Annotated in this window: 23 protein-coding genes; 13 read left to right on the forward strand and 10 right to left on the reverse strand. The window is 55.6% G+C overall.

The window, feature by feature from the left end:
• Positions 1–211 precede the first annotated feature (211 nt).
• Positions 212–1150, forward strand: coding sequence for a lysophospholipid acyltransferase family protein (locus Q1B27_RS12180; protein WP_299847919.1), 939 nt, complete (start codon positions 212–214; stop codon positions 1148–1150).
• A gap of 14 nt (positions 1151–1164) precedes the next feature.
• Here the strand turns inward: Q1B27_RS12180 and Q1B27_RS12185 are convergent, their stop codons facing one another.
• From Q1B27_RS12185 to trxB, 4 genes are all read right to left on the reverse strand, one after another.
• Positions 1165–1707 (reverse strand): hypothetical protein, encoded by a 543-nt coding sequence (locus Q1B27_RS12185; RefSeq protein ID WP_299847921.1) that lies wholly within the window; start codon positions 1705–1707, stop codon positions 1165–1167.
• 230 nt (positions 1708–1937) lie between these two features.
• A complete protein-coding gene (locus Q1B27_RS12190) occupies positions 1938–4013 on the reverse strand; it encodes a bifunctional sulfate adenylyltransferase/adenylylsulfate kinase (protein WP_299847923.1) in 2076 nt (691 codons plus the stop codon).
• 109 nt (positions 4014–4122) lie between these two features.
• Entirely contained in the window at positions 4123–4644 is a 522-nt protein-coding gene (locus Q1B27_RS12195) for an RES family NAD+ phosphorylase (RefSeq protein ID WP_299847925.1), read from the reverse strand.
• Positions 4641–5582 carry a thioredoxin-disulfide reductase gene (gene trxB, locus Q1B27_RS12200; RefSeq protein WP_299847928.1) on the reverse strand — a complete coding sequence of 314 codons (942 nt, stop codon included), beginning with the start codon at positions 5580–5582 and terminating at the stop codon, positions 4641–4643. Before trxB ends, Q1B27_RS12195 begins: the two co-directional genes overlap by 4 nt.
• Positions 5583–5929: 347 nt before the next feature.
• Between trxB and Q1B27_RS12205 the strand changes: the two genes are divergently transcribed.
• Positions 5930–6277 (forward strand): hypothetical protein, encoded by a 348-nt coding sequence (locus Q1B27_RS12205; protein ID WP_299847930.1) that lies wholly within the window; start codon positions 5930–5932, stop codon positions 6275–6277.
• Positions 6278–6363: 86 nt separating this feature from the next.
• Here Q1B27_RS12205 and Q1B27_RS12210 read toward each other — a convergent pair whose 3' ends face one another.
• Complete coding sequence (locus tag Q1B27_RS12210) at positions 6364–7125, reverse strand: VWA domain-containing protein (RefSeq protein ID WP_299847932.1); 762 nt, start codon at positions 7123–7125, stop codon at positions 6364–6366.
• Positions 7126–7518: 393 nt separating this feature from the next.
• Here Q1B27_RS12210 and Q1B27_RS12215 point away from each other — a divergent pair, with 393 nt between their 5' ends.
• Positions 7519–8019: an Lrp/AsnC family transcriptional regulator gene (locus tag Q1B27_RS12215; protein WP_299847935.1), complete on the forward strand. Its 501-nt coding sequence runs from the start codon at positions 7519–7521 to the stop codon at positions 8017–8019.
• 7 nt (positions 8020–8026) lie between these two features.
• Here Q1B27_RS12215 and Q1B27_RS12220 read toward each other — a convergent pair whose 3' ends face one another.
• The 5 genes from Q1B27_RS12220 to lgt form a co-directional block, all read right to left on the reverse strand.
• Positions 8027–8809 (reverse strand): Hint domain-containing protein, encoded by a 783-nt coding sequence (locus Q1B27_RS12220; RefSeq protein WP_299847937.1) that lies wholly within the window; start codon positions 8807–8809, stop codon positions 8027–8029.
• A gap of 186 nt (positions 8810–8995) precedes the next feature.
• Positions 8996–9313: a hypothetical protein gene (locus tag Q1B27_RS12225; protein WP_299847939.1), complete on the reverse strand. Its 318-nt coding sequence runs from the start codon at positions 9311–9313 to the stop codon at positions 8996–8998.
• 229 nt (positions 9314–9542) lie between these two features.
• Positions 9543–10298 carry a peptidoglycan editing factor PgeF gene (gene pgeF / locus Q1B27_RS12230; protein ID WP_299847942.1) on the reverse strand — a complete coding sequence of 252 codons (756 nt, stop codon included), beginning with the start codon at positions 10296–10298 and terminating at the stop codon, positions 9543–9545.
• Positions 10295–11356: an SAM-dependent methyltransferase gene (locus Q1B27_RS12235; protein ID WP_299847944.1), complete on the reverse strand. Its 1062-nt coding sequence runs from the start codon at positions 11354–11356 to the stop codon at positions 10295–10297. Before Q1B27_RS12235 ends, pgeF begins: the two co-directional genes overlap by 4 nt.
• Positions 11353–12240, reverse strand: coding sequence for a prolipoprotein diacylglyceryl transferase (lgt, locus tag Q1B27_RS12240; RefSeq protein WP_299848324.1), 888 nt, complete (start codon positions 12238–12240; stop codon positions 11353–11355). The genes Q1B27_RS12235 and lgt overlap by 4 nt, the downstream gene beginning before the upstream one ends.
• Positions 12241–12336: 96 nt before the next feature.
• Here lgt and Q1B27_RS12245 point away from each other — a divergent pair, with 96 nt between their 5' ends.
• The 10 genes from Q1B27_RS12245 to Q1B27_RS12290 all read left to right on the forward strand — a co-directional run bounded on the left by Q1B27_RS12245 (position 12337) and on the right by Q1B27_RS12290 (position 23139).
• On the forward strand, positions 12337–12585 hold the full coding sequence (locus Q1B27_RS12245; RefSeq protein WP_299847947.1) for an accessory factor UbiK family protein: 249 nt from the start codon (positions 12337–12339) through the stop codon (positions 12583–12585).
• Positions 12586–12719: 134 nt separating this feature from the next.
• Complete coding sequence (locus Q1B27_RS12250; RefSeq protein WP_299847948.1) at positions 12720–14903, forward strand: thiamine pyrophosphate-dependent enzyme; 2184 nt, start codon at positions 12720–12722, stop codon at positions 14901–14903.
• The gene (locus tag Q1B27_RS12255; protein ID WP_299847950.1) at positions 14900–15937 is read left to right on the forward strand and encodes an ACP S-malonyltransferase; all 1038 of its coding nucleotides are present in this window, start codon (positions 14900–14902) and stop codon (positions 15935–15937) included. Before Q1B27_RS12250 ends, Q1B27_RS12255 begins: the two co-directional genes overlap by 4 nt.
• Before the next feature lie 109 nt (positions 15938–16046).
• Positions 16047–17006, forward strand: a complete 960-nt coding sequence (locus Q1B27_RS12260) for a GlxA family transcriptional regulator (RefSeq protein WP_299847952.1) — start codon at positions 16047–16049, stop codon at positions 17004–17006.
• Between the two features lie 89 nt (positions 17007–17095).
• Positions 17096–18235: a ring-hydroxylating oxygenase subunit alpha gene (locus tag Q1B27_RS12265; RefSeq protein ID WP_299847954.1), complete on the forward strand. Its 1140-nt coding sequence runs from the start codon at positions 17096–17098 to the stop codon at positions 18233–18235.
• Between the two features lie 97 nt (positions 18236–18332).
• Positions 18333–19865 carry a choline-sulfatase gene (gene betC, locus Q1B27_RS12270; protein WP_299848325.1) on the forward strand — a complete coding sequence of 511 codons (1533 nt, stop codon included), beginning with the start codon at positions 18333–18335 and terminating at the stop codon, positions 19863–19865.
• Positions 19862–20656 (forward strand): SDR family NAD(P)-dependent oxidoreductase, encoded by a 795-nt coding sequence (locus Q1B27_RS12275; protein WP_299847956.1) that lies wholly within the window; start codon positions 19862–19864, stop codon positions 20654–20656. The genes betC and Q1B27_RS12275 overlap by 4 nt, the downstream gene beginning before the upstream one ends.
• Before the next feature lie 17 nt (positions 20657–20673).
• A complete protein-coding gene (locus Q1B27_RS12280) occupies positions 20674–21417 on the forward strand; it encodes an SDR family NAD(P)-dependent oxidoreductase (RefSeq protein ID WP_299847958.1) in 744 nt (247 codons plus the stop codon).
• On the forward strand, positions 21417–22352 hold the full coding sequence (locus Q1B27_RS12285; RefSeq protein WP_299847960.1) for a 3-hydroxyacyl-CoA dehydrogenase NAD-binding domain-containing protein: 936 nt from the start codon (positions 21417–21419) through the stop codon (positions 22350–22352). The genes Q1B27_RS12280 and Q1B27_RS12285 overlap by 1 nt, the downstream gene beginning before the upstream one ends.
• Positions 22353–22638: 286 nt before the next feature.
• Positions 22639–23139, forward strand: coding sequence for a YbjN domain-containing protein (locus tag Q1B27_RS12290; protein WP_299848326.1), 501 nt, complete (start codon positions 22639–22641; stop codon positions 23137–23139).
• Positions 23140–23171: the final 32 nt, after the last annotated feature.

The raw sequence follows: 23171 nt of genomic DNA on the forward strand, positions 1-23171 counted from the left end.
AGGCTGGTGTTTCCGCACTTGGTCCACCTGATGCGATATCCGGTGTTAAAGTTAGCGGGCAAGGATGGGGGCTGATATCAGCCGACGTTCGCCTTTATGTTCCGAGGGTCAGTCATGCTTGGCTTACCCTTTCTCGCACAAGCCGTTAAACCTTGTGATTGAACGGGTACAAGCTTATGTCTGCGTCGACTAACCCCATTGTGGCAAGGTAATGAGCGACAAGTCTACCCCATTTGCAAGTCGTGTCAGCGATACATTTGTCGGATTGGCAATGTATGCGCCAATTGCGCTTGCACGATTGTTTCCTTATCGATGGCGCATTCCGCTTGTCGGATGGCTGACTTCCAAGGTCGTGGCACCGATCGCCGGGTATGACAAACGTGTTCGCGAAAACCTTGCCCATGTTCTGCCAGACTTGCCCGAGGCTGAAGTGACACGCCTCATGCGTGCTGTGCCCGACAATGCCGGGCGCAACATGATCGAGCTCTTTTCGCATAAGGAATTCTCGGAACGGACGCGTCATTCCAAAGTCTTCGGACCGGGCGTTGAGACGATACAACAGGCCCAGGCAGATGGCCGACCGATTATTTTCGTGACCGGACATTTTGGCAGTTTCAACGCTGCACGGGTCGCAATGATCGAGCAGGGGTTCGAGATGGGCGTGTTTTATCGCTCGATGCATAATGACTGGTTCAATACCCGCTACACGGCGGCGATGGGCGCGCTGTCACAGCCGATGTTCGAACAAGGGCGACGCGGCATGATGCAGATGGTCAAACACCTGCGCAGTGGTGGCGTCTTGGCCATTCTGACTGATCTTAACGCTCACGATGGCGTGCCTCTCAAATTCTTCGGTAAACCAGCAATGTCTCCTTTGGCGACGGCAGAGCTGGCGTTGAAATTTGATGCACCATTGGTGCCGGTCTGGGGAATACGGGCCGAGAATGGCCTGGATTTCAACATTCTTGTAGAAGAACCGGTTGAGCCGACAGATGCTGTGACTATGACCCAGGAAGTCAATGACCGGCTGGAACATCAGGTGCGCGAGCGGATGGAGCAGTGGTTCTGGATTCACCGCCGTTGGAAAGATGGCACTGGCCCCTTGGCTGAACGCGGCGCGCAGCAACTTAGTGAGCGCCAAAAGGGTTAATCTTGGCGGCAGGTTCAAACCCGTGTCGGCCAGATTCCGAATTCTTCATATAACAAGTCAGCGCAGGCTCGATTTGCGGAATCGCGGTCCAGGCCAGGAATCAAACGGTCCTGCAAGCTGTGTTCATCCGCGTACGCCAAACGTAAATTGTGGCGCGCTTCCGGAGCCAACCTGATTTGGATGCCCTGCTGTGCCAATTGCCCCGATAGCCAGATATCATCGACAGACCACGCCGGCTCTGGTGGCGCTAGATCGTTGCCCGCCAACCACGCCGGATTCACCAGAACGCCGGAAAATCCCTGTGCAATGTCCACCATTTCAGAAGATGTCTTGGAAGTGCGGCCCAACCGACAGACATTATAACCAGTACAGGCGACAGCTTCTTTGCTACGCTGTACCGCTAATAGTGTGGCAGCCCAATGCGGTGGCATCAGCCAGTCGTCGTCGCAGTAGATTAAGTGCTGGTATGTACCCGCTAGTGCCCCAGCGGCGGGTAGGACTTTGGTCGCCGGTCCCAGATCGTGGTCGACCCACATCAAGCTTACGTCGTCAGGCAACTCTGGTAGCACCACCTCACCAGGGAACCGACGGTAGCGGTACGGCAGGCATAATATCACCGCAGTCGGCGCCGGGTCTTGTGACATCAGGCTATTTAGAACAGGACCCAACCTGTCAAAACGCGGTGGGATCGAAGTGAGTGAGATCGCGTACATAAATCACAGATAAAACAAAAAACGGGCCGCCTGGCAAAGGGTAGCCCGTTTTGTAGTCACTTGTACTGGTTGGATTAACCTGCAATCAGGCCCATCTGTTCCAGTTTCAGAACCACTTGATGCGCGCAGTTGTCGACATCGACATTTTCAGTCTCGACGCTCAGCTCAGGATTTTCCGGTACATCGTAAGGGTCAGAAATTCCGGTGAACTCCTTGATCTTGCCTTCGCGCGCCAACTTGTAGAGGCCCTTACGGTCGCGGCGTTCGCATTCTTCGATGCTGGTCGCTACGTGAACCTCGACAAAGGCACCAAACGCTTCGATGTCCTCGCGCACGGCGCGGCGGGTTGTGGCGTAGGGCGCAATCGGCGCGCAGATGGCGATACCGCCGTTTTTGGTGATCTCAGAAGCGACATAGCCGATACGACGGATGTTCAGGTCGCGGTGTTCCTTTGAGAAACCCAGTTCTGAGCTGAGGTTTTTCCGGACGATATCACCGTCAAGCAGAGTGACCGGGCGACCGCCCATCTCCATGAGTTTGACCATAAGCGCGTTGGCGATCGTCGATTTCCCCGAGCCCGAGAAGCCGGTGAAAAAGACGGTGAAGCCCTGTCTGGACCGTGGCGGGCGGGTCCGGCGCAGCTCTTTCACCACCTCCGGAAAGCTGAACCATTCCGGAATTTCCAGACCTTCGGCAAGACGGCGGCGCAGTTCTGTGCCCGAGATGTTCAGGACGGTCACCTTGTCCTTGTCTTTGATCTCGTCCATCGGCTCGTACTGGGCACGTTCCTGCACATAGACCATGTGTTTGAAGTCGACCATTTCGATGCCCATCTCTTCCTGATGCTCGCGGAAAAGCTCTTGCGCATCATAGGGGCCATAGAAATCCTGACCGGCGGAGTTGCTGCCCGGGCCCGCGTGATCACGACCGACGATGAAATGCGTGCAGCCGTGGTTCTTGCGGATCAGACCATGCCAGACGGCCTCGCGGGGGCCGGCCATGCGCATCGCCAGGTTCAGCAGCGACATCGTGGTGGTCGATCCTGGGTATTTGTCCAGCACCGCCTCGTAGCAGCGCACGCGGGTGAAGTGATCGACATCGCCGGGTTTGGTCATGCCCACGACCGGATGGATCAACAGGTTGGCCTGCGCTTCTTTTGCGGCGCGGAAGGTCAGCTCCTGATGCGCGCGGTGCAAGGGGTTGCGGGTCTGGAAGGCCACGACCTTGCGCCAGCCCAGCTTGCGGAAGTAAGCGCGCAACTCGTTGGGGGTGTCGCGGCGGCCACGGAAATCGTAATGCACCGGCTGCTGGATACCAACCACCGGGCCACCCAGATAGACGTTGCCTGCGGTGTTGTGCAGGTAGTTCACGGCCGGGTGGGCGCTGTCATCGGCCCCAAACACTTTTTCGGCTTCGCGCTTCTTGTTGGGCGTCCAGCTGTCGGTGACAGTCATCGTTGCCAGAATGACACCTTCCTGATCGCGCAGGGCAATGTCTTGCCCCATCTGCAGCCCTTCGGCGAATTTCTCGGAGACATCCAGCGTGATAGGCATCGGCCAGAGCTTACCGTCGGCCAGACGCATATTCTCAACAACGCCGTTATAGTCTTCTTCACTTAAAAAACCTTTGAGCGGGCTGAAGCCACCGTTCATCAGAAGTTCCAGATCGCAAATCTGGCGCGGGGTCAGATCCCAGCTGACAAGATCGGCGGCTTCGACTTTCAGTTTCTGCGCGCTTTCGTAAGAGACAAAGAGTTCGGGAATGGGAGCAAGGTTGTTTTGCACGAGACTGGTCCTGTGTTTGAGGGGAACAAGATTACTGGCGGTGCCGGTCAGTTCGGCATGCAGAGCGTCGTATTCTGCAAGTTTCCGCGCGAGAAATTGATCTGTGAGACGTACTTTTTCCGCAGCTCCGCGCGCCGTCAGCGCATAGGCGAAACGCTGGCGACGGTCATCGCCCTTGCGGTCGCTTATGCTGATGAAGCCTGCCTCAGCTGCTGCGCGAAGCTGTGCATTCAGCCCACCCAGGGAAACCCCAAGCGCCGTGGCGGTGGCCCGCTGCGACGCGTCCGGCGCCAGATCGAGCTGGCGCAGAAGGCGAAAAAGTTGATCGCTTTCCGGCAGATTGGGTTTGGGGTCGATCGAATTCATAAAGGCGACTCAAAAGTATGTTCACGCGTGAACACATGTCACAGCTTATGCAAAAACAAAACCCCAAATCTTGCTTGCAACAGACTGTTTCGCGACTGTGGCCAGTGGGTCACGGCTTGGATTTGGACCAGGGTTGCGCCCTGCCTGCATCCGAGATCCTGACCGCGCCCAGCTCATTCCACCTGTGCAAAACGACATGCCAGCGATCCGGATAGGAGCGGGCGGGATAGATCAGCCCATCGGCCCCTGTGCGCCGCACCGCGTCACTGGCCTGCCAGCTTGTAGCGGGCTTTCCCTGCTGACGTTCGGGTTGCCACGGCACGCCGGCGGTCGCTACCTTCACACCAATCGCATGACAGATGTCAGCATCGCGCAAATCAACAACCTTGGCGTCGGTTACCTCGAGCTCAACCAGCAGACGGGGTGGATCGTCGGCGCGTATATAAGCATCAACCGCCATTGCCGCCCAGTCCGGCGAGGGGGAGATATAAAGCGCTTTCTGGCCGGAATGGTGCAGGCGCCCCTCGGGTGACAAAACCCCGTCAAGAACCGTATGTAACCGGTCCTGCCAGACAATCCGCCAAAATTTCCCGGAAATCGGGGTCAGTCTGACGGATGGCGCCGATGTCATTCCTGCTCGGCCAGGAATTTCTCGGCATCCAGTGCCGCCATGCAGCCCATACCGGCGCTGGTGACCGCCTGGCGGTAGATATGGTCGGTCAGGTCGCCGGCGGCAAACACGCCCGGCACCGAGGTGTGGGTGCTGCCCGCCTGGACCTTGACATAGCCGCCATTGTGCAGCTCCAGCGTGTCTTTCACCAGTTCGGTTGCGGGGGCGTGGCCGATGGCGATGAAGACACCCTTGCAGGGGATGGTCGTCACCTCGCCTGACTTGTTGTTGAGCACCCGAACGCCGGTCACGCCCTTGGGATTGTCATCACCGATAACTTCTTCCAACTCGTGAAACCATAACGGTTCGATCTTGGGATGTTTCAGCAGACGGTCCTGCAGGATCTTCTCGGCGCGCAGTTCATCCCGGCGGTGAATCAGCGTCACTTTCGATGCGAAATTGGTCAGGAAAAGCGCTTCTTCGACGGCGGTGTTGCCGCCGCCGACCACCACGATTTCCTCGCCGCGATAGAAAAAACCGTCGCAGGTGGCACAGGCGCTGACTCCGAAGCCCTTGAACGCCTCTTCGCTGTCCAGACCCAGCCATTTAGCCCGCGCGCCGGTGGCCAGAATGACCGCGTCGGCGGTGTAGGTGGTGCCGCTGTCACCCTTCGCGGTAAAGGGGCGTTTGCTGACGTCTAAATCGATGATGATATCGCCAATGATTTCACATCCCATCGCCTTGGCGTGGGCCTCCATGCGCACCATCAGATCGGGGCCTTGTACCTCGGTATCACCGGGCCAGTTTTCAACCTCGGTGGTGGTGGTCAGCTGGCCGCCAGGTTCAATCCCCTGCACCAGAATGGGCGATAGCATCGCGCGACTGGCATAGACAGCGGCGGTATAGCCAGCAGGGCCGGAGCCGATGATCAGGGTCTTGGTGTGGCGCGTCTCTGACATGAACGGATTCTCCCGGCGTTTATGTGCCCGTCTCATATAGTCGGAGCATTCCCAAGACAAAACCCTCTGATGGAAATTCCGTTCGCATCAAGAGCTGGCGCCCGTCTCCGGGATTATTTGGATTTGGACGACCAAGGCCAGATCGCGGGGAAACGGAATCCCGATGACGCCAGTTTTTTTGCCCAAGAGAAGGATTTGGCGGTCACTTGGGGTATGCTGAGCGGCTATTACTGTTATAATACAGGCGTTTGGATGTAAGCCGGTATGGGTTTGGTGTGATCTTGCGTGTGCCGCCGGTCCTGATTTGATATTGTTGAAATAATGAGAAAGCCCGATTGGAGGGATTTATGAGTAACTTTCGAAGTTTAGCCGCGGTCTCAGTGCTGGCGATGGCGGCGGCGACAACCGTTGCCGCGCAGGAGGAAGGGTTGTGTGAGGTGCGCGACAGCAGCGACATCATCTCGGTCGCGCTATGCCCCGAGGGCCTGAGCCAGGAAGATCTGGGCAAGGCGGGTGCCGAGATTTGCGGCGAACGTCTGCCCTGCGGCGTCTGGTTCTGGACCAACCCGGATGACGCTCCGGCAGAAGCACCTGACAATCACGACGGGCTGACCAAAGAACAGGTTACCACGGCCACCGCAGTTTATGTGGGCGAGGACAAGATGCTGATCAATATCGAGGAATTGGCAAAGTAAAACCGCAAAGTTCGACGGTGTACTGGCAATAAAAAAGGCCCGCAGTCAAAACTGCGGGCCAATTTTGTTGGGCTATGTCGCGTGTGTTACGCTGCGGCCTTGCGGCTTTTCGCAGCGCGCAGACCACCAAGGAACACAACACCCGACAGGATCAGCGGAAGACCCGCTGGCAGTGGGATTGTCGGTGTCACGATCCGCTGGACCTTGGCTTTGATTGCGGCTTCGTAATCAGCAAAGCTTGCAACCGGCAGAACAAAACCGTTCTTGGTCGGATCCGGGATTGTTGCAAGTGTCGCCAGCACGGCAGGTGTCGGGAAAGCAACGCTCAGCAGGCCGGCAGTGTTCACGCCACCGCCGATGCCTTCGTAGCTGATGCCATCAACGCCCGCAGCCGCAGCCGCAGTCGATGCTGCCTGCAGGGCCGAGATTGACGACTGACCATCGGTTGTCACGTTGAACAGCGTCATGTCACCCAAGCCAGCCGAAGTGAACATGTTGGTCAGCGCTGTCACGCCTGCCGCGATGCTTGTGCCACCACCGGAATAGGATGTCGTTGCGATCGTGTTCTTGATCGCGGCGATGTTGCCAGCTGTGACGATCGTCGGAGGCGAAACAACATTGGTTGCAAAGCTGTTGAACTTGACCACGCCGATCCGGTACTGGTTCGGGCCCGAAGTCGGGATTTGGTCAAGCGCATTTGCCAGTGCAGTACGCACCAGGTTGAAGTTTGACGATCCGACACTTCCCGATTGGTCCAGCGCAAAGCCGATATCAATTACGGCAGCCGATGACGGACCGGCCAGACCAAGACTCGCCACTGCGGCGATGATTAGTTTTTTGAGTTTCATTGGGTGAACCTCCACCACTTTCTTTTCAGAAAGCCGACCCCCTCGGGTTTTGTCCGATCAGTAATTTACGCTCACGGACGCGCCTGAATGGGCCAGGCCTCTTTAGTTTAAAATTACATTGCCCCCACAAAATAGATCCGGAGAAACAAAGCACATCACGACCCTAAATGAATCGCTTAGGCGGATATTAGCTCAAAGCTAACGGATTCGTGAAGCAAAATAATCAAATTTTCACGTAATTTAACGCATTTACGTAGGGTCATGATGGTGCCGATTCGAGGAATTGCGACCTCAGGTTGAATTCTAGCTGTTTAGATAGATTGTTGCTCGACGTTGAAACATTATTGCGCGCGCTGCTGCCGCTGCTATAAGAAACGAAGGAGGTCACCCGCCATGGTCGCAGCACGTCTTGATCCCATAGATCGCAAGATTCTGGCCGAATTGCAGGCCGATGGCCGCATGACCAATGTCGAGTTGGCCAGCCGCGTCGGTATCTCGGCACCACCTTGTTTGCGTCGCGTTCGAACTTTGGAAGAACAGGGCTATATCCGCGGGTATCATGCTGATGTTGATGCACGTGAGCTGGGGTTCGAGGTGCAGGTCTATGCCATGGTCGGGCTGCAAAGCCAGGCTGAAGCAGACCTCAGCGCGTTTGAAAAGCGATGTGATGGTTGGCCGCTTGTCCGCGAATGCCATATGCTGAACGGCGAGGTTGATTTCATCCTCAAATGTGTTGCACCTGATCTGTCGACCTTTCAACGTTTTCTGACCGAAGAGCTGACGGCCGCCGAAAACGTAGGCAGCGTGAAAACGTCGCTGGTGATCCGCGGTGCCAAGGATGAACCGGGCGTGCCTTTCGACGTTCTCGAAGAGCGTTTGAACAAGACTGCCTGATAGTCAACTATCCCGTTTCACAAAGTCCATTTTCGGCCCTGCGAGGATGCGCAAGAGGGCCGAAATCCGATGGTACGTGGATGTGGGGAAAGAATGACAGGAAAAGCGCCAGCATGTTCGTTCCCATAGCGCATTCGAAACCTGGACCGGGGTGAAATGTCTCTGCCTCCAGCCCCGCTACATTGATGGTAGCATGGCGATGCAGGCATAAATGGTACACACTTACGGGTCGCGGCGGAGAGATATGAATAACTTGAACGCCATCCACCAGTTCGCGGGCCGGTGCTAAAATTTGTTCCGCGCCTACAATGTCATGGAACTCGGTCGTGCGGGTCAAAATACGTGCACCCGGACCGGCCATCAGATCACCCGCGGGGCGGGCGAGGCCAAAACTGTCAGACATGATGCGGGTCAGACGCGTATTTTTCGAAGTCGGGCTGTCGTGCTCGGGCACCAAGGTCATTGACCCAATCCACAATAGTGGCATTGGTCCGCGTTCTGCCGTGATCAATTCCATACCGGGGAGAAGGTCTTCGACAGCGATCATCCCCTCGGATGTTTTGATCAACGTACCATGTGCAAAGCCCGAAAAAGCGGCTTCGAATTCGGGTGTCGCCGGACCGATCTGGTCCGTTGAATGGATCGCACCATCGCGTGTCAAGCTGGCGATCTGAAACTTGCGCATCACCAGAGATTTGCGGTCCTCAATGGCAGCATGTGAGCGACTTGGTGGCCTTTTGTATTCGGAATTCGGCTGCGGCAAGGCGTTGGAAAAAGAGGGCATGGTCATGCTGTGGTACCTACTACAAGGATGTCACAACCGCGTCGGCCCCCACCGACAACGACAGAAGGACTGTCATGGGACATTACTATTTACACTTCAATCATGGCAGAAATGCCTGAATTCAGTCAAGTTTTTGCCGATTTTGTATCGGAAATTTAACCAATGTGGCCAGAGTTTGGGTGTTTGTTTCCATCACTTCGCCTCGTCGACCACAATTGCGGCCTTCATGACCGTAAAAACAGAAATGGACCGCCCCGTTCTCGAGGCGATCCACCCTTGCTTACTGATACGAAAAGTACTGGTGAACCCTTCGTTAAAGACCGCCTCGCTCAGGCGGTCTTTAATTTCTTCACAAGCGTGATGTTGGGCGCATGCTTGTGGGCTAAGCGCACTGTCCGGTGAAACGGCAATGCCGGTGCCTGGGTCTTGCTGTTTTTGATAACCGAATTTAACCAACGCTTTTTCATCTCTTCTTTTTCCTCTGCTCTGAAAAGGCCGTTTCTCGACCAATCTTTTTTAACTGTCCTCAATATGAACAGACTTTGCGGCCATGATTTGACGATTTGGAATTAATTGGCAGGGATATCCGGGCATTTTCAGTGGAATTATGATTTGGACGCAAGTTTCGCGTAAACATTTAAAATTAATATATAATTTTAGGATACTGCGTCTGAAACTGAGCCTTGTGTGAAGGAAATCGGGCAGGGGAGACCGTCAAGGTGCCGCTGTCTTGCCCTATTCATAAACGAATGGTTGAAATCAGGCGGCCGTAGTCGGCTTCACGGGCGTGGGTGGCCCTTCGGTACGAAAAAAACCGGTCGGGATCGGAATAAGTGCAATGACGGGTCCATTCAGCATGGCCGACACCAGCGGTACGTAGCCGGTGTAAACCATAGCCGGTTAGATCGAATTGATAGCGGTCGCCTTTGCCATTTGAAAAAAACCGGCTGTTGTACTGATCCTGGTCCAGAAATTCGTCGATGAACTCGGCGCCCACCTCATACGCAGCCTGGCTGATCGAGGGGCCAATGACCGCTTTGATGTCAGTGCGCAGGGCACCCAGGCTCTCCATCGCCGCCACGGTTGCTTCCAGCACCCCGTCCAATGCACCGCGCCAGCCGGCATGCGCCGCACCGATGACCCCGGCCTTGCTATCGGCAAAAAGAACCGGTTGGCAATCGGCGGTCAGAATAGCCAGCGCCATGCCGGTTGTGGCGGTGACCATCGCATCCGCCTCGGGTTTGCCGGTCAATGGGCCTTCGACCATCTGGACATCCGGCGAATGAACCTGATGGACCGTGACCAGATGATCCGGGGCCACCTGCATCGCGTCTGCGACACGGGCGCGGTTGATCTTGACCACTTCGGCCTGGTCTGACGAACCAAGCCCGCAATTCAGCCCTTTGAAAACGCCCGAGGATGCGCCGCCCTTGCGGGTGAAAAAACCGTGGCGCAGCGGGGCCAGGCAATCGGCGGTCAGAATTTCAAGTGTCATGGTTCCAGTCCGGGTGGGGGAGAGGCCCCGTCGGGATAAAAGGAAAGTACCTTGAACAGCGTCCCCATTTCCTCGGCTTGGGTCAAGCGCCGATGTGCAGCTAAGTGCGATTGCAGGGCGTCGCCGGTAAGATTTTTGGCCAGAACCTGTGCGCGTGCCGTAATACCCAACCGCTCCAGAAACACCCCTTGAGGCGTCAGGCGGCTGTAGCGGGATGGTGTGGCGCGTGCCAGAGCTTCGAAATCCACATGCGCAGTCAGATCAGCCTGTCCGGGATTGGCGAGTGGGTCGACCGGGACGTGACGTTCTAATGCCTGAAACGTATCGCCAAGGGATCGCCAATCACCGTAATCCACGATCAATGCCGACCCACCTTGTTGCGTGATATGTGCACCAATCACCTCGGCAGCCAATGCGCCCGACGGGCAGAATTCCACGATGTCACCGGGTTTTGTATCTTCCAGGCGGTGTTCAAGTTGGGATGGTGCCATTGGATCCGACAATCCTAAGGCCAGATCCTCTTCAAGGATGCCCACTTGGCGCTCGCGCCAGCTATTTCCGTCACGCTGAAATTGCCGAATGGGCAACGCGTCGAAGAACTCATTGGCGATCAGGAACAATGGAAGGTCGGGCAAGCTGCTTAAGTTATCATGCCATGTGATGTCGCCGCGCGCTATCGTTTGGCGCTGTCGAAGTTTCAAGGGTTCTGAGATTTCGATCAGATGCAGCTCCATCGCGTCGTGAAATCCCGGAATGGTTCGCGTGGCGCGCAAAACATCCGCCATCAGTGTTCCACGACCGGGGCCTGCTTCGGCAAGAATGAAAGGCGTTGGTGCGCCTTGATCCATCCAGTTTTGTGCAAGACTCAGCCCGATCAGTTCGCCAAACATCTGGCTGACCTCTGGTGCGGTGATGAAATCCCCTGCCGCACCCAAAGGATCGCGGGTGGCGTAATAGCCAGATTTGGGATGCAACAGGCATTCGGACATGTAGTCGGCCAGTGTTATAGGCCCGTTTGCGGTAATCCGGCGCAGCAGATGTTCCCGCAATCCGTTCATTTTACGCGCCGTCTTGCCAGACTAATCATGAGAAGGCCAAAGGCGATCATCGGCAGCGACAAAAGTTGCCCCATGCTAAGGCCAGTAGGTCCGAATTGTATGACATAGCCAAGCGGATTTTCAGGTGAGATGAATTGCGCATCCGCTTGTCGGGCAAATTCGACTATGAAACGTGAAATTCCGTATCCAACAAAAAACACACCCGTCACGAATCCAACGCGTTTAAGCGCGTCGCGCCGATAGACCAGAAACAATAGGACAAGTCCTAGTATCAGGCCTTCAAGCAGTGCCTCATATAGCTGTGAGGGGTGACGGGCGCAAATACTCTCGACGCCCGGACAATCCTGTGCTGCGGCGCCGGGGAACGCGACTCCCCAAGGCAGCGAAGTCGGTCTCCCCCAAAGCTCGGCATTGATGAAATTAGCGACCCGACCAAGCAGCAGCCCCACGGGTGTCGCCATACATAGAATATCAGCCACCGAAAAGCCGCGTACGCCGCGCCTCCAGGCAAAGGCAAAACAAGCAATGATGACGCCGATCAACCCGCCGTGGAAAGACATCCCGCCTTGCCACACCTGCAGGATTTCCGCCGGATTTTGCAAATAGTAGGCAGGTTTGTAAAACAGCACAAAGCCCAACCGGCCCCCAAGTATTACACCCAGAATGACCCACGTAAGAAGGTCTTCGACCTCTGAAACGCTTAGAACCGGCGTATCCTTTGCCCAAAGCTTGGGGCGCTTTACTGTGGCCACGACCAGCCTCCAGCCGATCAGTATTCCAGCGATATAGGATAACGCATACCAGCGTAGCGCAAAGTCGATACCAAAGAGCGAGATGTTGAAAATCTCGGGTGAAATTTCGGGGAATGGGATCATGGCCTGCATGGCGCACTGTGTGTGTTGCAAGTCAGGGGAAGTCAACCTTGTGATACGCTCCAATTCACACCATATAAGAGGCAACAGTTATGCCGGAGACCTCCTATGCAAACCCGTAACAAAGTGCTTGATGACATCTCGAAACTGATGACCAACGCGATGGGCGTGGCGCAGGGCGCTAAGGACGAGGCTGAGACAGCGATGAAATCCATAATGGATCGCTGGCTGGCGGATCGGGATTTTGTAACCCGCGAGGAATTTGACGCCGTCCGCGCAATGGCGCAGAAAGCGCGCGAAGAGAACGAGGCGCTTAAAGCGCGCCTAGATGCTCTGGGAGCCTCTGCTAAAAAATAAACCCTACCTTACATTGAAACATTCCAAGCGATTTTGGCTATCGCTTGGGCTTGTTTTTGGTATCAATCGGCAAGAGAAGTCCGGGCGGGCGATGTTCGCGGTGCTCTGGCGGGACGCGACCGGAGGAAACCTGAATGGACAGGGCGGATATTGTCGACAAGACATTTCGGGATGCACTACATTCGGGAACGATGCCCATTGGGACGCCTGCTGCTGGTCCGTTGTCGAAAACTCAGGCAGTGGCGATTTTCCGTGCGCAATGCCTCAGCCGTAACCTTGATCGCCGATCTCGTAAGATGCAGGCCGCAGGGCAGGGTTATTATACCATTGGGTCCTCGGGTCATGAAGGTATGGCCGCCGTAGCCGCTGCCTTGCGCCCGACCGATATGGCTTTTTTGCACTACCGCGACGGTGCGTTTCAGACCATGCGATCTACCCAGGTGCCCGGCACAACACCGGCCTGGGACATGTTGCTGAGCTTCTCGACCTCAATCGAAGATCCGATCAGCGGTGGACGACACAAAGTACTGGGGTCGAAATCTCTCAACATTCCGCCGCAAACCTCGACTATTGCCAGCCACCTCCCGAAATCTGTTGGCGCGGCCTATTCCATCGGTCTGGCCAAGCGTCAGCGCCTGGAACATGCCACGCTCAAAGATGACGGGATCGTCATGTGCTCTTTTGGCGATGCGTCTTCGAACCATTCGACTGCTCAAGGCGCGATCAATTCTGCCTGCTGGACTTCATATCAATCCATCCCACTGCCATTGTTGTTCGTGTGTGAGGATAATGGCATCGGGATTTCGGTGCGCACTCCCGGTGGATGGGTCAAGGCAAATTACCAAGCGAAGCCAGGGTTGAAGTATTTTCATGCCGATGGTCTCAACCTCTACGATACTTATCGTGTGGCGCATGAGGCTGCGGCCTATGTAAGGCATCGCCGTAAGCCAGCATTCCTGCATCTGTCGCTCGTGCGACTTTATGGGCATGCAGGGTCAGATCTGCAGCAGGCATATTTGAAAAAGGACGTATTCGAAGGCTGGGAGGCAGATGATCCGCTGCTGCACTCTGCACGGCTGCTGATCGACCAGAAAATACTGAACGCAGATGAAGTGCTAGCAGTCTATCAAGAAACGGAAGATCAATGTGCACGCGTAGCCGCTGAAGCGGTGAGCCGGCCTCGTTTGCAGACCGCTGATCAGGTGATGGCGTCAATTATCCCGACAACGCGCGAATGCGCGCCGACCAACGGACCATCAGAAGAGCTGCGCAAAGCGGCCTTTGGTGCCGATTTTATGCAGTTGGATACGCCCCAGCACATGTCGCGACTGCTGAATTGGACACTGACGGATCTGATGATCGAACACGGCGAAATCGTCATGATGGGTGAAGATATCGGCCGCAAGGGTGGTGTTTATGGCGTGACCCAAAGGCTTATAGATCGTTTCGGCCCGAACCGCATGATTGATACGCTGCTGGATGAGCAATCCATCCTCGGCCTCGCCATCGGTATGGCGCATAACGGCTTCGTCCCGATGCCCGAAATCCAGTTTCTAGCCTATCTGCACAATGCCGAGGATCAGTTGCGGGGCGAGGCTGCGACATTGCCGTTTTTTTCGAACGGGCAATTCACCAATCCGATGGTCATCCGGATTGCCGGTCTTGGGTATCAAAAGGGGTTTGGCGGGCATTTCCACAATGATAATTCACTGGCTGTACTGCGCGATATTCCGGGCATCATCGTAGCCTGCCCGTCGCGTGGGGATGATGCGGCCATGATGCTGCGCGAATGTGTACGGCTTGCGCGCGAAGAACAACGCGTGGTGGTGATGGTCGAACCCATCGCGCTTTATCCGATGCGAGACCTGATGGATGAAAAGGACGGTGGCTGGATCGCAACTTACCCGCCGGCCGGTCAGCGGATCGGACTGGGAGAGGTCGGGACCGAAGGCGATGGGCCACTGGCCATCCTGACATACGGCAATGGTAGGTATCTTTCGACGCAGGCGGCTCGTGATCTGGCCGATGAGGGAATTGCGACACGCATCATCGACCTGCGCTGGTTAGCTCCGTTGCCCGAAGACGGTATCCTGAGTGCGCTCGACGGCGCAGAAAAAGTTCTGATCGTCGACGAGTGCCGCACCACCGGCAGTCAGTCCGAGGCGTTGATGGCATTGCTGCATGAACGGTCTGATCTGCCCCACGCTCGCATTGCCGCTTATGACAGTTTTATCGCCACTGGTCCTGCCTATGCCGCGACGATGCCATCCCGCGCTTCGATTGCCAATGCGGCACGTAAGCTTTGGGGTGCAGCATGAAACAAACCGCTGTTGTCGTAGCCCCTGGAAGGGGCACCTATAATCGGGATGAGCTTGGATACTTCCAGCGCCACCACTCAGGCTCTTCCGATTTGATGATTCAGTTCGATCGATACCGAAAAAAGGAGGGTCAGGAACCGCTATCAGCACTTGATGGAGCTGAACGGTTTTCCGGCGCGAAACATACCCGCGGCGATAATGCCAGCGGGCTGATCCACGCTTGTGCCTTTGCTGATTTCCTGGCCATTGACCGCGACCGGTTCGACATTCTCGCAATCACCGGGAATTCTATGGGTTGGTATATCGCATTGGCCTGCGCTGGTGCGTTGAGCGCGCTTGATGGGCTCCGCGTGGTCAATACGATGGGCACATTGATGCAGGAGCACATGATCGGTGGGCAGTTGATTTACCCGTTCGTCGACGAAAACTGGTGCCTGATCCCGGGTGAACGCGAACGGATCGAGGAAAAAATGGCCGAGATCAACAGACGGCCCGGGCACAATCTAACCCTGTCGATTGATCTGGGGGGAATGCTGGTTTTGGCGGGCGATGTCCAAGGTCTAAGTGCCTTTAAGGCTGAGATGCCGGTCGTTCAGCAACGCTTTCCATTACGCCTACCGGGTCATGCCGGATTTCACAGCCGGATGCAGACACCTGTCGCAACCGAAGGTCAGAATAGGCTTGGCGAAGACCTATTTAGCTCTCCAATCCTTCCCTTGATCGACGGTCGCGGTGCAATTTGGCACCCGCGCGCCACGGACAGTTTTAACTTGCGCAACTACACCTTGGGCCATCAGGTTATTGCACCTTATGATTTCTCTACCGCCATCCGCGTGGCCGCGCGTGAATTCATGCCGGATGTGTTTATTGTTCTGGGGCCGGGGGCCACCCTTGGCAGCGCGGTTGCGCAAAGTCTTATCCTGTGCGGTTGGCGTGGCCTGACGTCCAAAGCCGATTTCAAATCAGTGCAGCTTAGCAATCCCCATCTATTGTCGATGGGGTTGGAAGATCAAAGACTTCTTGTTGTCAGTTAGAATACCCATTTGCCGGAAATTATACTAAATTGGCCACATGCGCCGCTCCGCTTCTGACCTGACTGAATTGCTTGTCCTAGTAACCCCGCATTTCAATCTGGCGGGCACGATGGCATTTCTGGATCCGTTTCGCGCTGCGAACTACCTGAGTGGCAAATCGCTCTTCCGGTGGCGAATTGCTTCTGAGACGGGTGGATATTGCCGTGCCAGTAATGGGCTGAACGTCGAAGTTGAGTCGTTGGAAAAACTAAAACAATTGCAGCCAGATGTTGCCGTCGTCAGTAGCAGTTGGACGCCTGAGGCCTTTGCCAGTCCGGCCTTGCTGTCCACCATCCGTCGTTTTCATAGTGCCGGAACCTATGTGGGTGGTATCGACACGGCGGGCTTTATTCTGGCCGAGGCCGGTTTGTTGAAAGGGCGCCGTGCGACAGTGCACTACGAGCATATCGATTCTTTTGGCGAGAGATTTCCGGACGTTGAGGTTGTCGAGGATTTGTTTTTGCATGATGGCCGCATTGGCACGTGTTGTGGTGGCAGCGCCTCGGCCGATTATGCATTGTTCATTTTGCGTGAACTGATAGGCGATGCGCTGACCAATGATTGTGCCAAATACTTGTTCCATAGCGCAGTGCGCGGGCCGGGGACGCATCAGACAGACGAACATTTTGAACCTTTGGGCAACACGGCCCCGCCTAAAGTTCGTCGGGCTATTGAGATCATGGAAGCAAATCTGGAGGTTCCTATCAGCATCCCCGAGATCTGTGAGGAGGCAGCGATTTCGCAGCGACAACTGGTGCGGCTTTTCCAGGCATATGTCAAAACCACTCCACAGCTTTATTACCGTGATATTCGACTGGACCGCGCGCGTGGATTGGTGACGCAGACGGAATTGCCGATGGCGCAAGTGGCGCTGGCAGCAGGCTTCGCCAGTCAGGTTAATTTTAGCCGGGCTTACAAAGCACGGTTCGATGCAACACCTAGTCAGGACCGTATCGATGGGCGTGTGCCATTCGAATTTCGGGCATGGCCGATGTATAGGCGAAAAAAATCGCAGGCTGATGGCGGTTAAAGTACATTCAATGGCGAATAATGCACAGACTGTGATCTGACCGGTCCGCATTCTTAACATCAAGCATTAGGGAATTCGGGGAAGAAAACGTGAGCAATCTACCGTCAAAATCTCAATTTCTGAGCATCGGACAAGGTTACTCAGCAGACCCTGGAAAGTCCCTTTCCTTGCGGGCTGAAGCCTACACGCAAGATGAATGGTTTGAAGCTGACCAGCAGGCTATCCTTGCCACCTCCTGGCAATGGGTTTGCCATGTCGAAAAGCTACGCGCTCCCGGTTCATTTATGACTGTTGATATTGCGGGACATCCAATCGCCATAGTGCGCGACCGTGATGGGAATTTGAAGGCGTTCTACAACGTCTGCAAGCATCGCGCGCACCATTTGCTGACTGGTGAAGGAAACACAACCCGCATCATGTGTCCATATCACGCCTGGGTCTATAAGCTGGACGGGCAACTTGTGCGCGCGCCTGAGACGGAACATCTGGAAGATTTCAACACCGGCGACATTTGTTTGGACCAGGTGCAGGTTGAAGAATTTGCTGGCTTTATCTACGTCAACTTGAGCCCGAACGCCGCATCCCTGCGCGAAACAACAGGCAATCTTGAAACCGAGATCAGACACTGGGCGCCGGATATCGACCAGCTAACCTTTGGGCAGCGGCTGACCTACGATATCAAGTCAAACTGGAAGAATGTCGTCGATAATTTCCTTGAATGTTATCATTGTCCGACGGCGCATAAGGATTTTTGTGACTTGGTTGATATGGATACCTACAAAGTCACAACATATGACATCTATTCAAGCCATATGGCCGAGGCAGGGAAAGGGACCAACTCCGCCTATGATGTATCGAACGCTACCGTGCGGACCCATGCGGTCTGGTGGTTATGGCCCACAACCTGTCTGATGCGGTACCCGGGGAGGTCCAGCATGATCGTTTTGAACATCATCCCCGTGGGGCCTGACCGAACGCTGGAAACCTATGATTTCTTCTTGGAAACGCCCGAGCCGGACGCAATGGAACTGGATGCGATGCGATATCTGGATGAGGTGTTGCAGGTTGAGGATATTGGTCTGGTGGAAAGTGTGCAGCGCGGGATGAATACGCCTGCATTTGCGCAGGGCAGAATCGTGAATGACCCGTCAGGGTCCGGCAAGTCCGAGCATGCGGTGCATCATTTTCACGGGTTGGTTCTGGACGCCTATCAGAGGGCAGCCCCGTGACGGATATGCCCTGCAGTTTCGAGCTAGCCAATGCTCCCAAACCCATCCCTTCGCCCTGCCGCATATGGCAAAGTGAGTTCTGCGGAAGTTGGGAGTGATGCAGCCCAATATCGTCATTGTGATGGCCGATCAATTGGCACCACACTGGACCGGCACCTATGGTCATCCGGTCGCCCAGACGCCGCATATGGATGCAATCGCCGCCCGCGGGATGCGGTTTGATGCGGCCTACTGTAACTCACCACTTTGCGCGCCTTCGCGCTTTGCATTCATGTCGGGGCAGTTGATCAGCCGGATCGCTGCTTATGACAACGCCTCCGAATTCCGCGCTTCGGTTCCAACCTTTGCACATTACCTCAAGGCCCTTGGATATCGTACCTGTCTTTCGGGTAAGATGCATTTTGTCGGTCCGGATCAGAAGCATGGTTTCCAGGATCGCATCACGACCGATATCTACCCGGCCGATTTCGCCTGGACTCCTGATTGGGAAGCTTCGGATGAGCGGATCGACAAATGGTATCATAATATGCAGACAATCAAGGAAAGCGGTGTGGCCCAGGCCACCTTTCAGATCGATTACGATGACGAGGTGGGTTTTGCTGCACGCCGTTGGCTCTTCGACCGGGCGCGGGATCGGGCTGCAGGGGATGATGCGCCTTTTCTGCTGGTGACCAGTTTCATTCATCCACATGACCCATATGTCGCCCGGCCCGAATGGTGGAACCTTTATTCCGACGATCAGATCGACCTGCCCGCATCTGTCCTTGCGCCAGAAGATCAAGACCCTTTTTCGCGTCGGATAATGGAGGGGATCGAGGCGCACACTGTTCCCCTAAATGATGCAGAGGTGCGCCGGGCGCGGCGCGCCTATTTGGCCAATGTCAGCTATTTCGACAGTAAGCTGGGCGAGGTCGTGCGCACGCTGGATGAAACCGGTGTGCTGGATAACACCATCGTCATCGTCACGGCGGATCACGGTGACATGCTGGGCGAACGGGGCTTGTGGTACAAGATGAACTTCTTTGAACAATCCGCTCGCGTGCCTCTAATCATGGCCGGGCCAGAAGTGGTGCATGGCGTTGCTTCCAATTCCTGTTCTTTGGTCGACCTTCTGCCCACTTTAGTCGAAATTGCCGGTGGTACGCCTGCTATGTTTGGCGAACCGGTTGATGGGCGATCTTTGATGCCTTTGGCGCGTGGATCTGCTGATCCGGTGGATGAGGCTATCGGTGAATATTGCGCCGAGATGACACCCTATCCGGTGTGCATGATACGACGGGGTGGTCTGAAGTATATCCACTGCGACGCGGATCCGCCGCAATTGTATGACCTGGCCGTTGACCCGTTGGAGCAAAAAAACGTGGCTGACGACCCGCGCTATTCTGACCGTGCTATTGCCTTTGCCGCAGAAGTTGCCCTGCGTTGGGACAGCGAAAAGCTGCGCGCAGATATAATTACTACCCAGAAATCGCGGCGCGCACTGCACGCGGCGATGGAGGCTGGCGCGGGTGAATCGTGGGACTACAACCCACCGCGCCATGCTGCCCAGGAATACGTCCGCAACCATCTGGATTGGACGGAAGCCGCCGCGCGGTATCGCTTCCCGCCTGTATCGGAGACAGACTCATGATTTTGGATGGAAAAACGGCCCTAGTGACCGGCGGGCGTGGTGGTATTGGCCGGGCTATTGTCGCGCGATTTCGCCGCGAAGGGGCAAAGGTATATGCAGCGGATTTGACGCAAGAAGGATCCCTTGCTGTCCATGACGAAGACGGCAGTACTTTCATTAAGCTTGATGTGACGCAAGAAGCCGACGCAATCACCGCGATGGAACTGATTGCGGAGGAAGTCGGCACTCTGGATATTCTCGTGAATGCGGCCGGGATCGAGATCGAAAAATCCATTGAGGAAACAACCTTGGAAGAATGGAACCTTTCCTTTGCCGTAAATGCAACAGGGACGTTTCTAACCTCAAAATATGCGTTGCCCTTGATGCGTAAAGCTGCGTCAAACGGCACAAGTGCCAGCATCATCAACTTTGGTTCTTACGACGGTTTCATTGCTGATCCGGGATTGGCCGCCTATTGCGCAACAAAGGGAGCGGTGCACGCGCTGACCCGTGCGATGGCCTGCGATCATGGGCCCGAAGGCATCCGTGTTAATGCGATCTGCCCTGGCTATGTCGACACACCGATGCTGCAGAGCTTTTTCACCGGTGATGGCTCGGGTGGTGGTGGCAAGACCATTGACCAGCTTCAGCAGGCTGTGCGCGATGTGCATCCGATGCGAACCTATGGGACGCCCGAGGATATCGCCAATCTGGTCAACTGGCTGGCCAGCGATGAGGCGCGTTATGCTTCTGGACAGCTTTGGATACTTGATGGTGGGTTGAGCGCGCAGGTGCAGCAAATGAAATTGTAGAACAGGGTGATCAGTCGATGGCACGTTTGACAGGAAAAAGGGCGGTTGTGACCGGCGGTCGACAGGGGATCGGGCGCGGGATTCTTGATGCGTTCATGGCTGAAGGCGCAAGAGTTACCACCTGCGGGCGCGGGTCACGTCCCGACGATCTTCCGGAAGCGTGCTCATGGCAAACTGCGGATGTGTCCGATCCCGATCAAGTCGCTGCTCTTGCCAGCCGGGTGGGCGAGATAGATATTCTGGTGAATAATGCCGGAGTACAGGTTGAGAAGACTGTTGCTGACAGCACGGATGATGACTGGGAACTGGTGATCGGGGTCAATTGCCGGGGCGTGTTCAACACTTGTCGAGCGTTTCTTTCGCAAATGTCCAACGGCGCTTCGATCATAAATATCGGTTCAATCTCTGGTCGGGTCGCAGACCCGTCCATGGCGCTATACAACGCGTCAAAGGCTTTTGTGCACGGGCTGACCCGGTCCATCGCCGTTGACCATGGGCCGAGTGTTCGCTGCAATGCGATTTGCCCCGGCTGGATCGAAACCGGCATGTTGGAGGCTGGGTTTGACCTGTCGGATGATCCCGTAGCTGCCCGCAAAGATGCGCTCGAGCGTCATGCCACCCGCCGCTTTGGCAAACCTGCTGATATCGCCGCTATGGCCGTCTGGTTGGCGTCGGATGAAGCCGGTTTTGCAACGGGGCAGTTTTTTACAATCGACGGCGGCATGACCGCCGCCTCGCCGATCAACACAGGGCTTTTCTGATGTCGTATACTTCGCACACTGCGGTTCTGGGCGCGGGTGTGATTGGTGCCAGCTGGGCGGCACTTTTTCTGGCGTCAGGGCGGTCGGTCGCCGTTTTTGATCCTGCACATGAGGCAGAAAAGAGTGTGCTCACCTATATTGAAAATGCATGGCCGATCATGACGGAGTTGAGTCTGTGTGACCGCGGCGACCCCAGCAAGATCACCTTCCACCGATCGGCAGAAGAAGCCGTGGACGGAGCTGGCTTTGTGCAAGAGAACGTTCCCGAACGCCTACCGGTCAAACATGCGCTATACCAACAAATCGAATCTGCTTTGATGCCCCAAGCCATCACAGCCAGTTCAGCCTCGGGCCTGACATTGGGGCAGATGCAGGGCGGATGGCGCGACCCGGCGCGTTTCGTGCTCGGCCATCCGTTCAATCCACCACATCTGATACCGCTTGTTGAGGTGATGGGTAACGAACGTACCGCGCCCGGTGTCGTCGATGTGGCCGATGCATTTTATGAAGATGTCGGAAAAACAACAATCCGCGTTCGAAAGGAAGTTCCCGGTCATATCGCCAACAGGCTGCAAGCCGCTGTCTGGCGCGAGGCAATCCATCTTGTGCAATACGGCGTCGCCTCGGTAGGTGATGTTGATAAAGCGATATCGGCGGGGCCCGGGCTTCGCTGGGCGGCGATGGGGCCGACCACGCTTTTTGGTCTGGGTGCGGGTCCTGGCGGCCTGGCTGCTTTTTGCGATCACTTTGCGGATACGTTTAACGGCTGGTGGGATGATCTGGGAACGCCTCAATTAGACGCTAAAACTGCCGAAATGCTCGTCGATGGGCTTGATGAAGCGATCGGAAGCGCTTCTCTTGCTGACCTGAGCGCTCAACGCGATGCTATGATAGTGGCGCTGCAAAAGGCACTGCGCGTCAGACCGGACTGTTAGGCAGCAATTAATATTTCCTATCGAATTATTGCTGCATCGTCAGTGTTTACAGCCACTCTCCTGCTGATTTTGAATTGAGACGCATGAGACTCACCATAAATGGGGAGGTAGTTTTAGTCATCCACAACTTATTGCGGTTATCCACAACAAATAGCTTTACAGGTCGCCGGAAAGGCCGCACCATATCTGGTATGAGCGTGGGGAATAGCCCCCGCTCGTAGAGCAGGCACCTAGCGCTTGGGGCGCTGCCATGCCCCAAACGCTACAACAAAAAAGAGGTGGCGCAATGGCCTTGTCCGAGCAGTTTTTGCAAGAAGACCTTCACCCAATAGATATTGTTGAACATATCGCCGAACATCATGACTGGGATTTCGACCGTATCGCCGATGACCAGATCGCGATGGCGGTTGAGGGACAGTGGCGCACCTACTCGATCACTCTGGCCTGGTCGGCCTATGATGAAACCCTACGTCTGGTTTGCAGCTTTGAGATGGAGCCGCCGGAAGAAAAAGTCCCGGCCCTGTATCACATGCTGAATGACGTCAACGACCAATGTTGGGCTGGCGCGTTTACCTATTGGGACGAACCTAAACTGATGGTCTATCGTTACGGACTGGTTATGGCGGGCGGCCTTGGCCCAAGCCCAGAACAGATCGACACGCTTATCACCGCCGCAGTCCTGAGTTGCGAACGCTACTACCCGGCATTTCAATTGGTTGTCTGGGGTGATCGCGACCCACAAGATGCACTGCAAGTCGCCATTGCAGAGGCCTACGGGCGGGCGTAAACCTACCCTCGCGACGGTTTTGAACAACGCGG

Source organism: uncultured Roseovarius sp., from assembly GCF_947489715.1.
Lineage (GTDB): Bacteria > Pseudomonadota > Alphaproteobacteria > Rhodobacterales > Rhodobacteraceae > Roseovarius.

Excerpts from the sequence above, each read along its gene's own strand:
- Q1B27_RS12290 (WP_299848326.1), top strand. The coding sequence starts at position 22,639 with ATGGCCTTGTCCGAGCAGTTTTTGCAAGAAGACCTTCACCCAATAGAT.
- Q1B27_RS12220 (WP_299847937.1), bottom strand. The coding sequence starts at position 8,809 with ATGACCATGCCCTCTTTTTCCAACGCCTTGCCGCAGCCGAATTCCGAA.
- Q1B27_RS12210 (WP_299847932.1), bottom strand. The coding sequence starts at position 7,125 with ATGAAACTCAAAAAACTAATCATCGCCGCAGTGGCGAGTCTTGGTCTG.
- Q1B27_RS12255 (WP_299847950.1), top strand. The coding sequence starts at position 14,900 with ATGAAACAAACCGCTGTTGTCGTAGCCCCTGGAAGGGGCACCTATAAT.
- Q1B27_RS12250 (WP_299847948.1), top strand. The coding sequence starts at position 12,720 with ATGGACAGGGCGGATATTGTCGACAAGACATTTCGGGATGCACTACAT.
- Q1B27_RS12205 (WP_299847930.1), top strand. The coding sequence starts at position 5,930 with ATGAGTAACTTTCGAAGTTTAGCCGCGGTCTCAGTGCTGGCGATGGCG.
- pgeF (WP_299847942.1), bottom strand. The coding sequence starts at position 10,298 with ATGACACTTGAAATTCTGACCGCCGATTGCCTGGCCCCGCTGCGCCAC.
- lgt (WP_299848324.1), bottom strand. The coding sequence starts at position 12,240 with ATGCAGGCCATGATCCCATTCCCCGAAATTTCACCCGAGATTTTCAAC.
- Q1B27_RS12275 (WP_299847956.1), top strand. The coding sequence starts at position 19,862 with ATGATTTTGGATGGAAAAACGGCCCTAGTGACCGGCGGGCGTGGTGGT.
- betC (WP_299848325.1), top strand. The coding sequence starts at position 18,333 with ATGCAGCCCAATATCGTCATTGTGATGGCCGATCAATTGGCACCACAC.
- Q1B27_RS12215 (WP_299847935.1), top strand. The coding sequence starts at position 7,519 with ATGGTCGCAGCACGTCTTGATCCCATAGATCGCAAGATTCTGGCCGAA.
- trxB (WP_299847928.1), bottom strand. The coding sequence starts at position 5,582 with ATGTCAGAGACGCGCCACACCAAGACCCTGATCATCGGCTCCGGCCCT.
- Q1B27_RS12280 (WP_299847958.1), top strand. The coding sequence starts at position 20,674 with ATGGCACGTTTGACAGGAAAAAGGGCGGTTGTGACCGGCGGTCGACAG.
- Q1B27_RS12235 (WP_299847944.1), bottom strand. The coding sequence starts at position 11,356 with ATGAACGGATTGCGGGAACATCTGCTGCGCCGGATTACCGCAAACGGG.
- Q1B27_RS12285 (WP_299847960.1), top strand. The coding sequence starts at position 21,417 with ATGTCGTATACTTCGCACACTGCGGTTCTGGGCGCGGGTGTGATTGGT.
- Q1B27_RS12190 (WP_299847923.1), bottom strand. The coding sequence starts at position 4,013 with ATGAATTCGATCGACCCCAAACCCAATCTGCCGGAAAGCGATCAACTT.
- Q1B27_RS12180 (WP_299847919.1), top strand. The coding sequence starts at position 212 with ATGAGCGACAAGTCTACCCCATTTGCAAGTCGTGTCAGCGATACATTT.
- Q1B27_RS12245 (WP_299847947.1), top strand. The coding sequence starts at position 12,337 with ATGCAAACCCGTAACAAAGTGCTTGATGACATCTCGAAACTGATGACC.
- Q1B27_RS12195 (WP_299847925.1), bottom strand. The coding sequence starts at position 4,644 with ATGACATCGGCGCCATCCGTCAGACTGACCCCGATTTCCGGGAAATTT.
- Q1B27_RS12260 (WP_299847952.1), top strand. The coding sequence starts at position 16,047 with ATGGCATTTCTGGATCCGTTTCGCGCTGCGAACTACCTGAGTGGCAAA.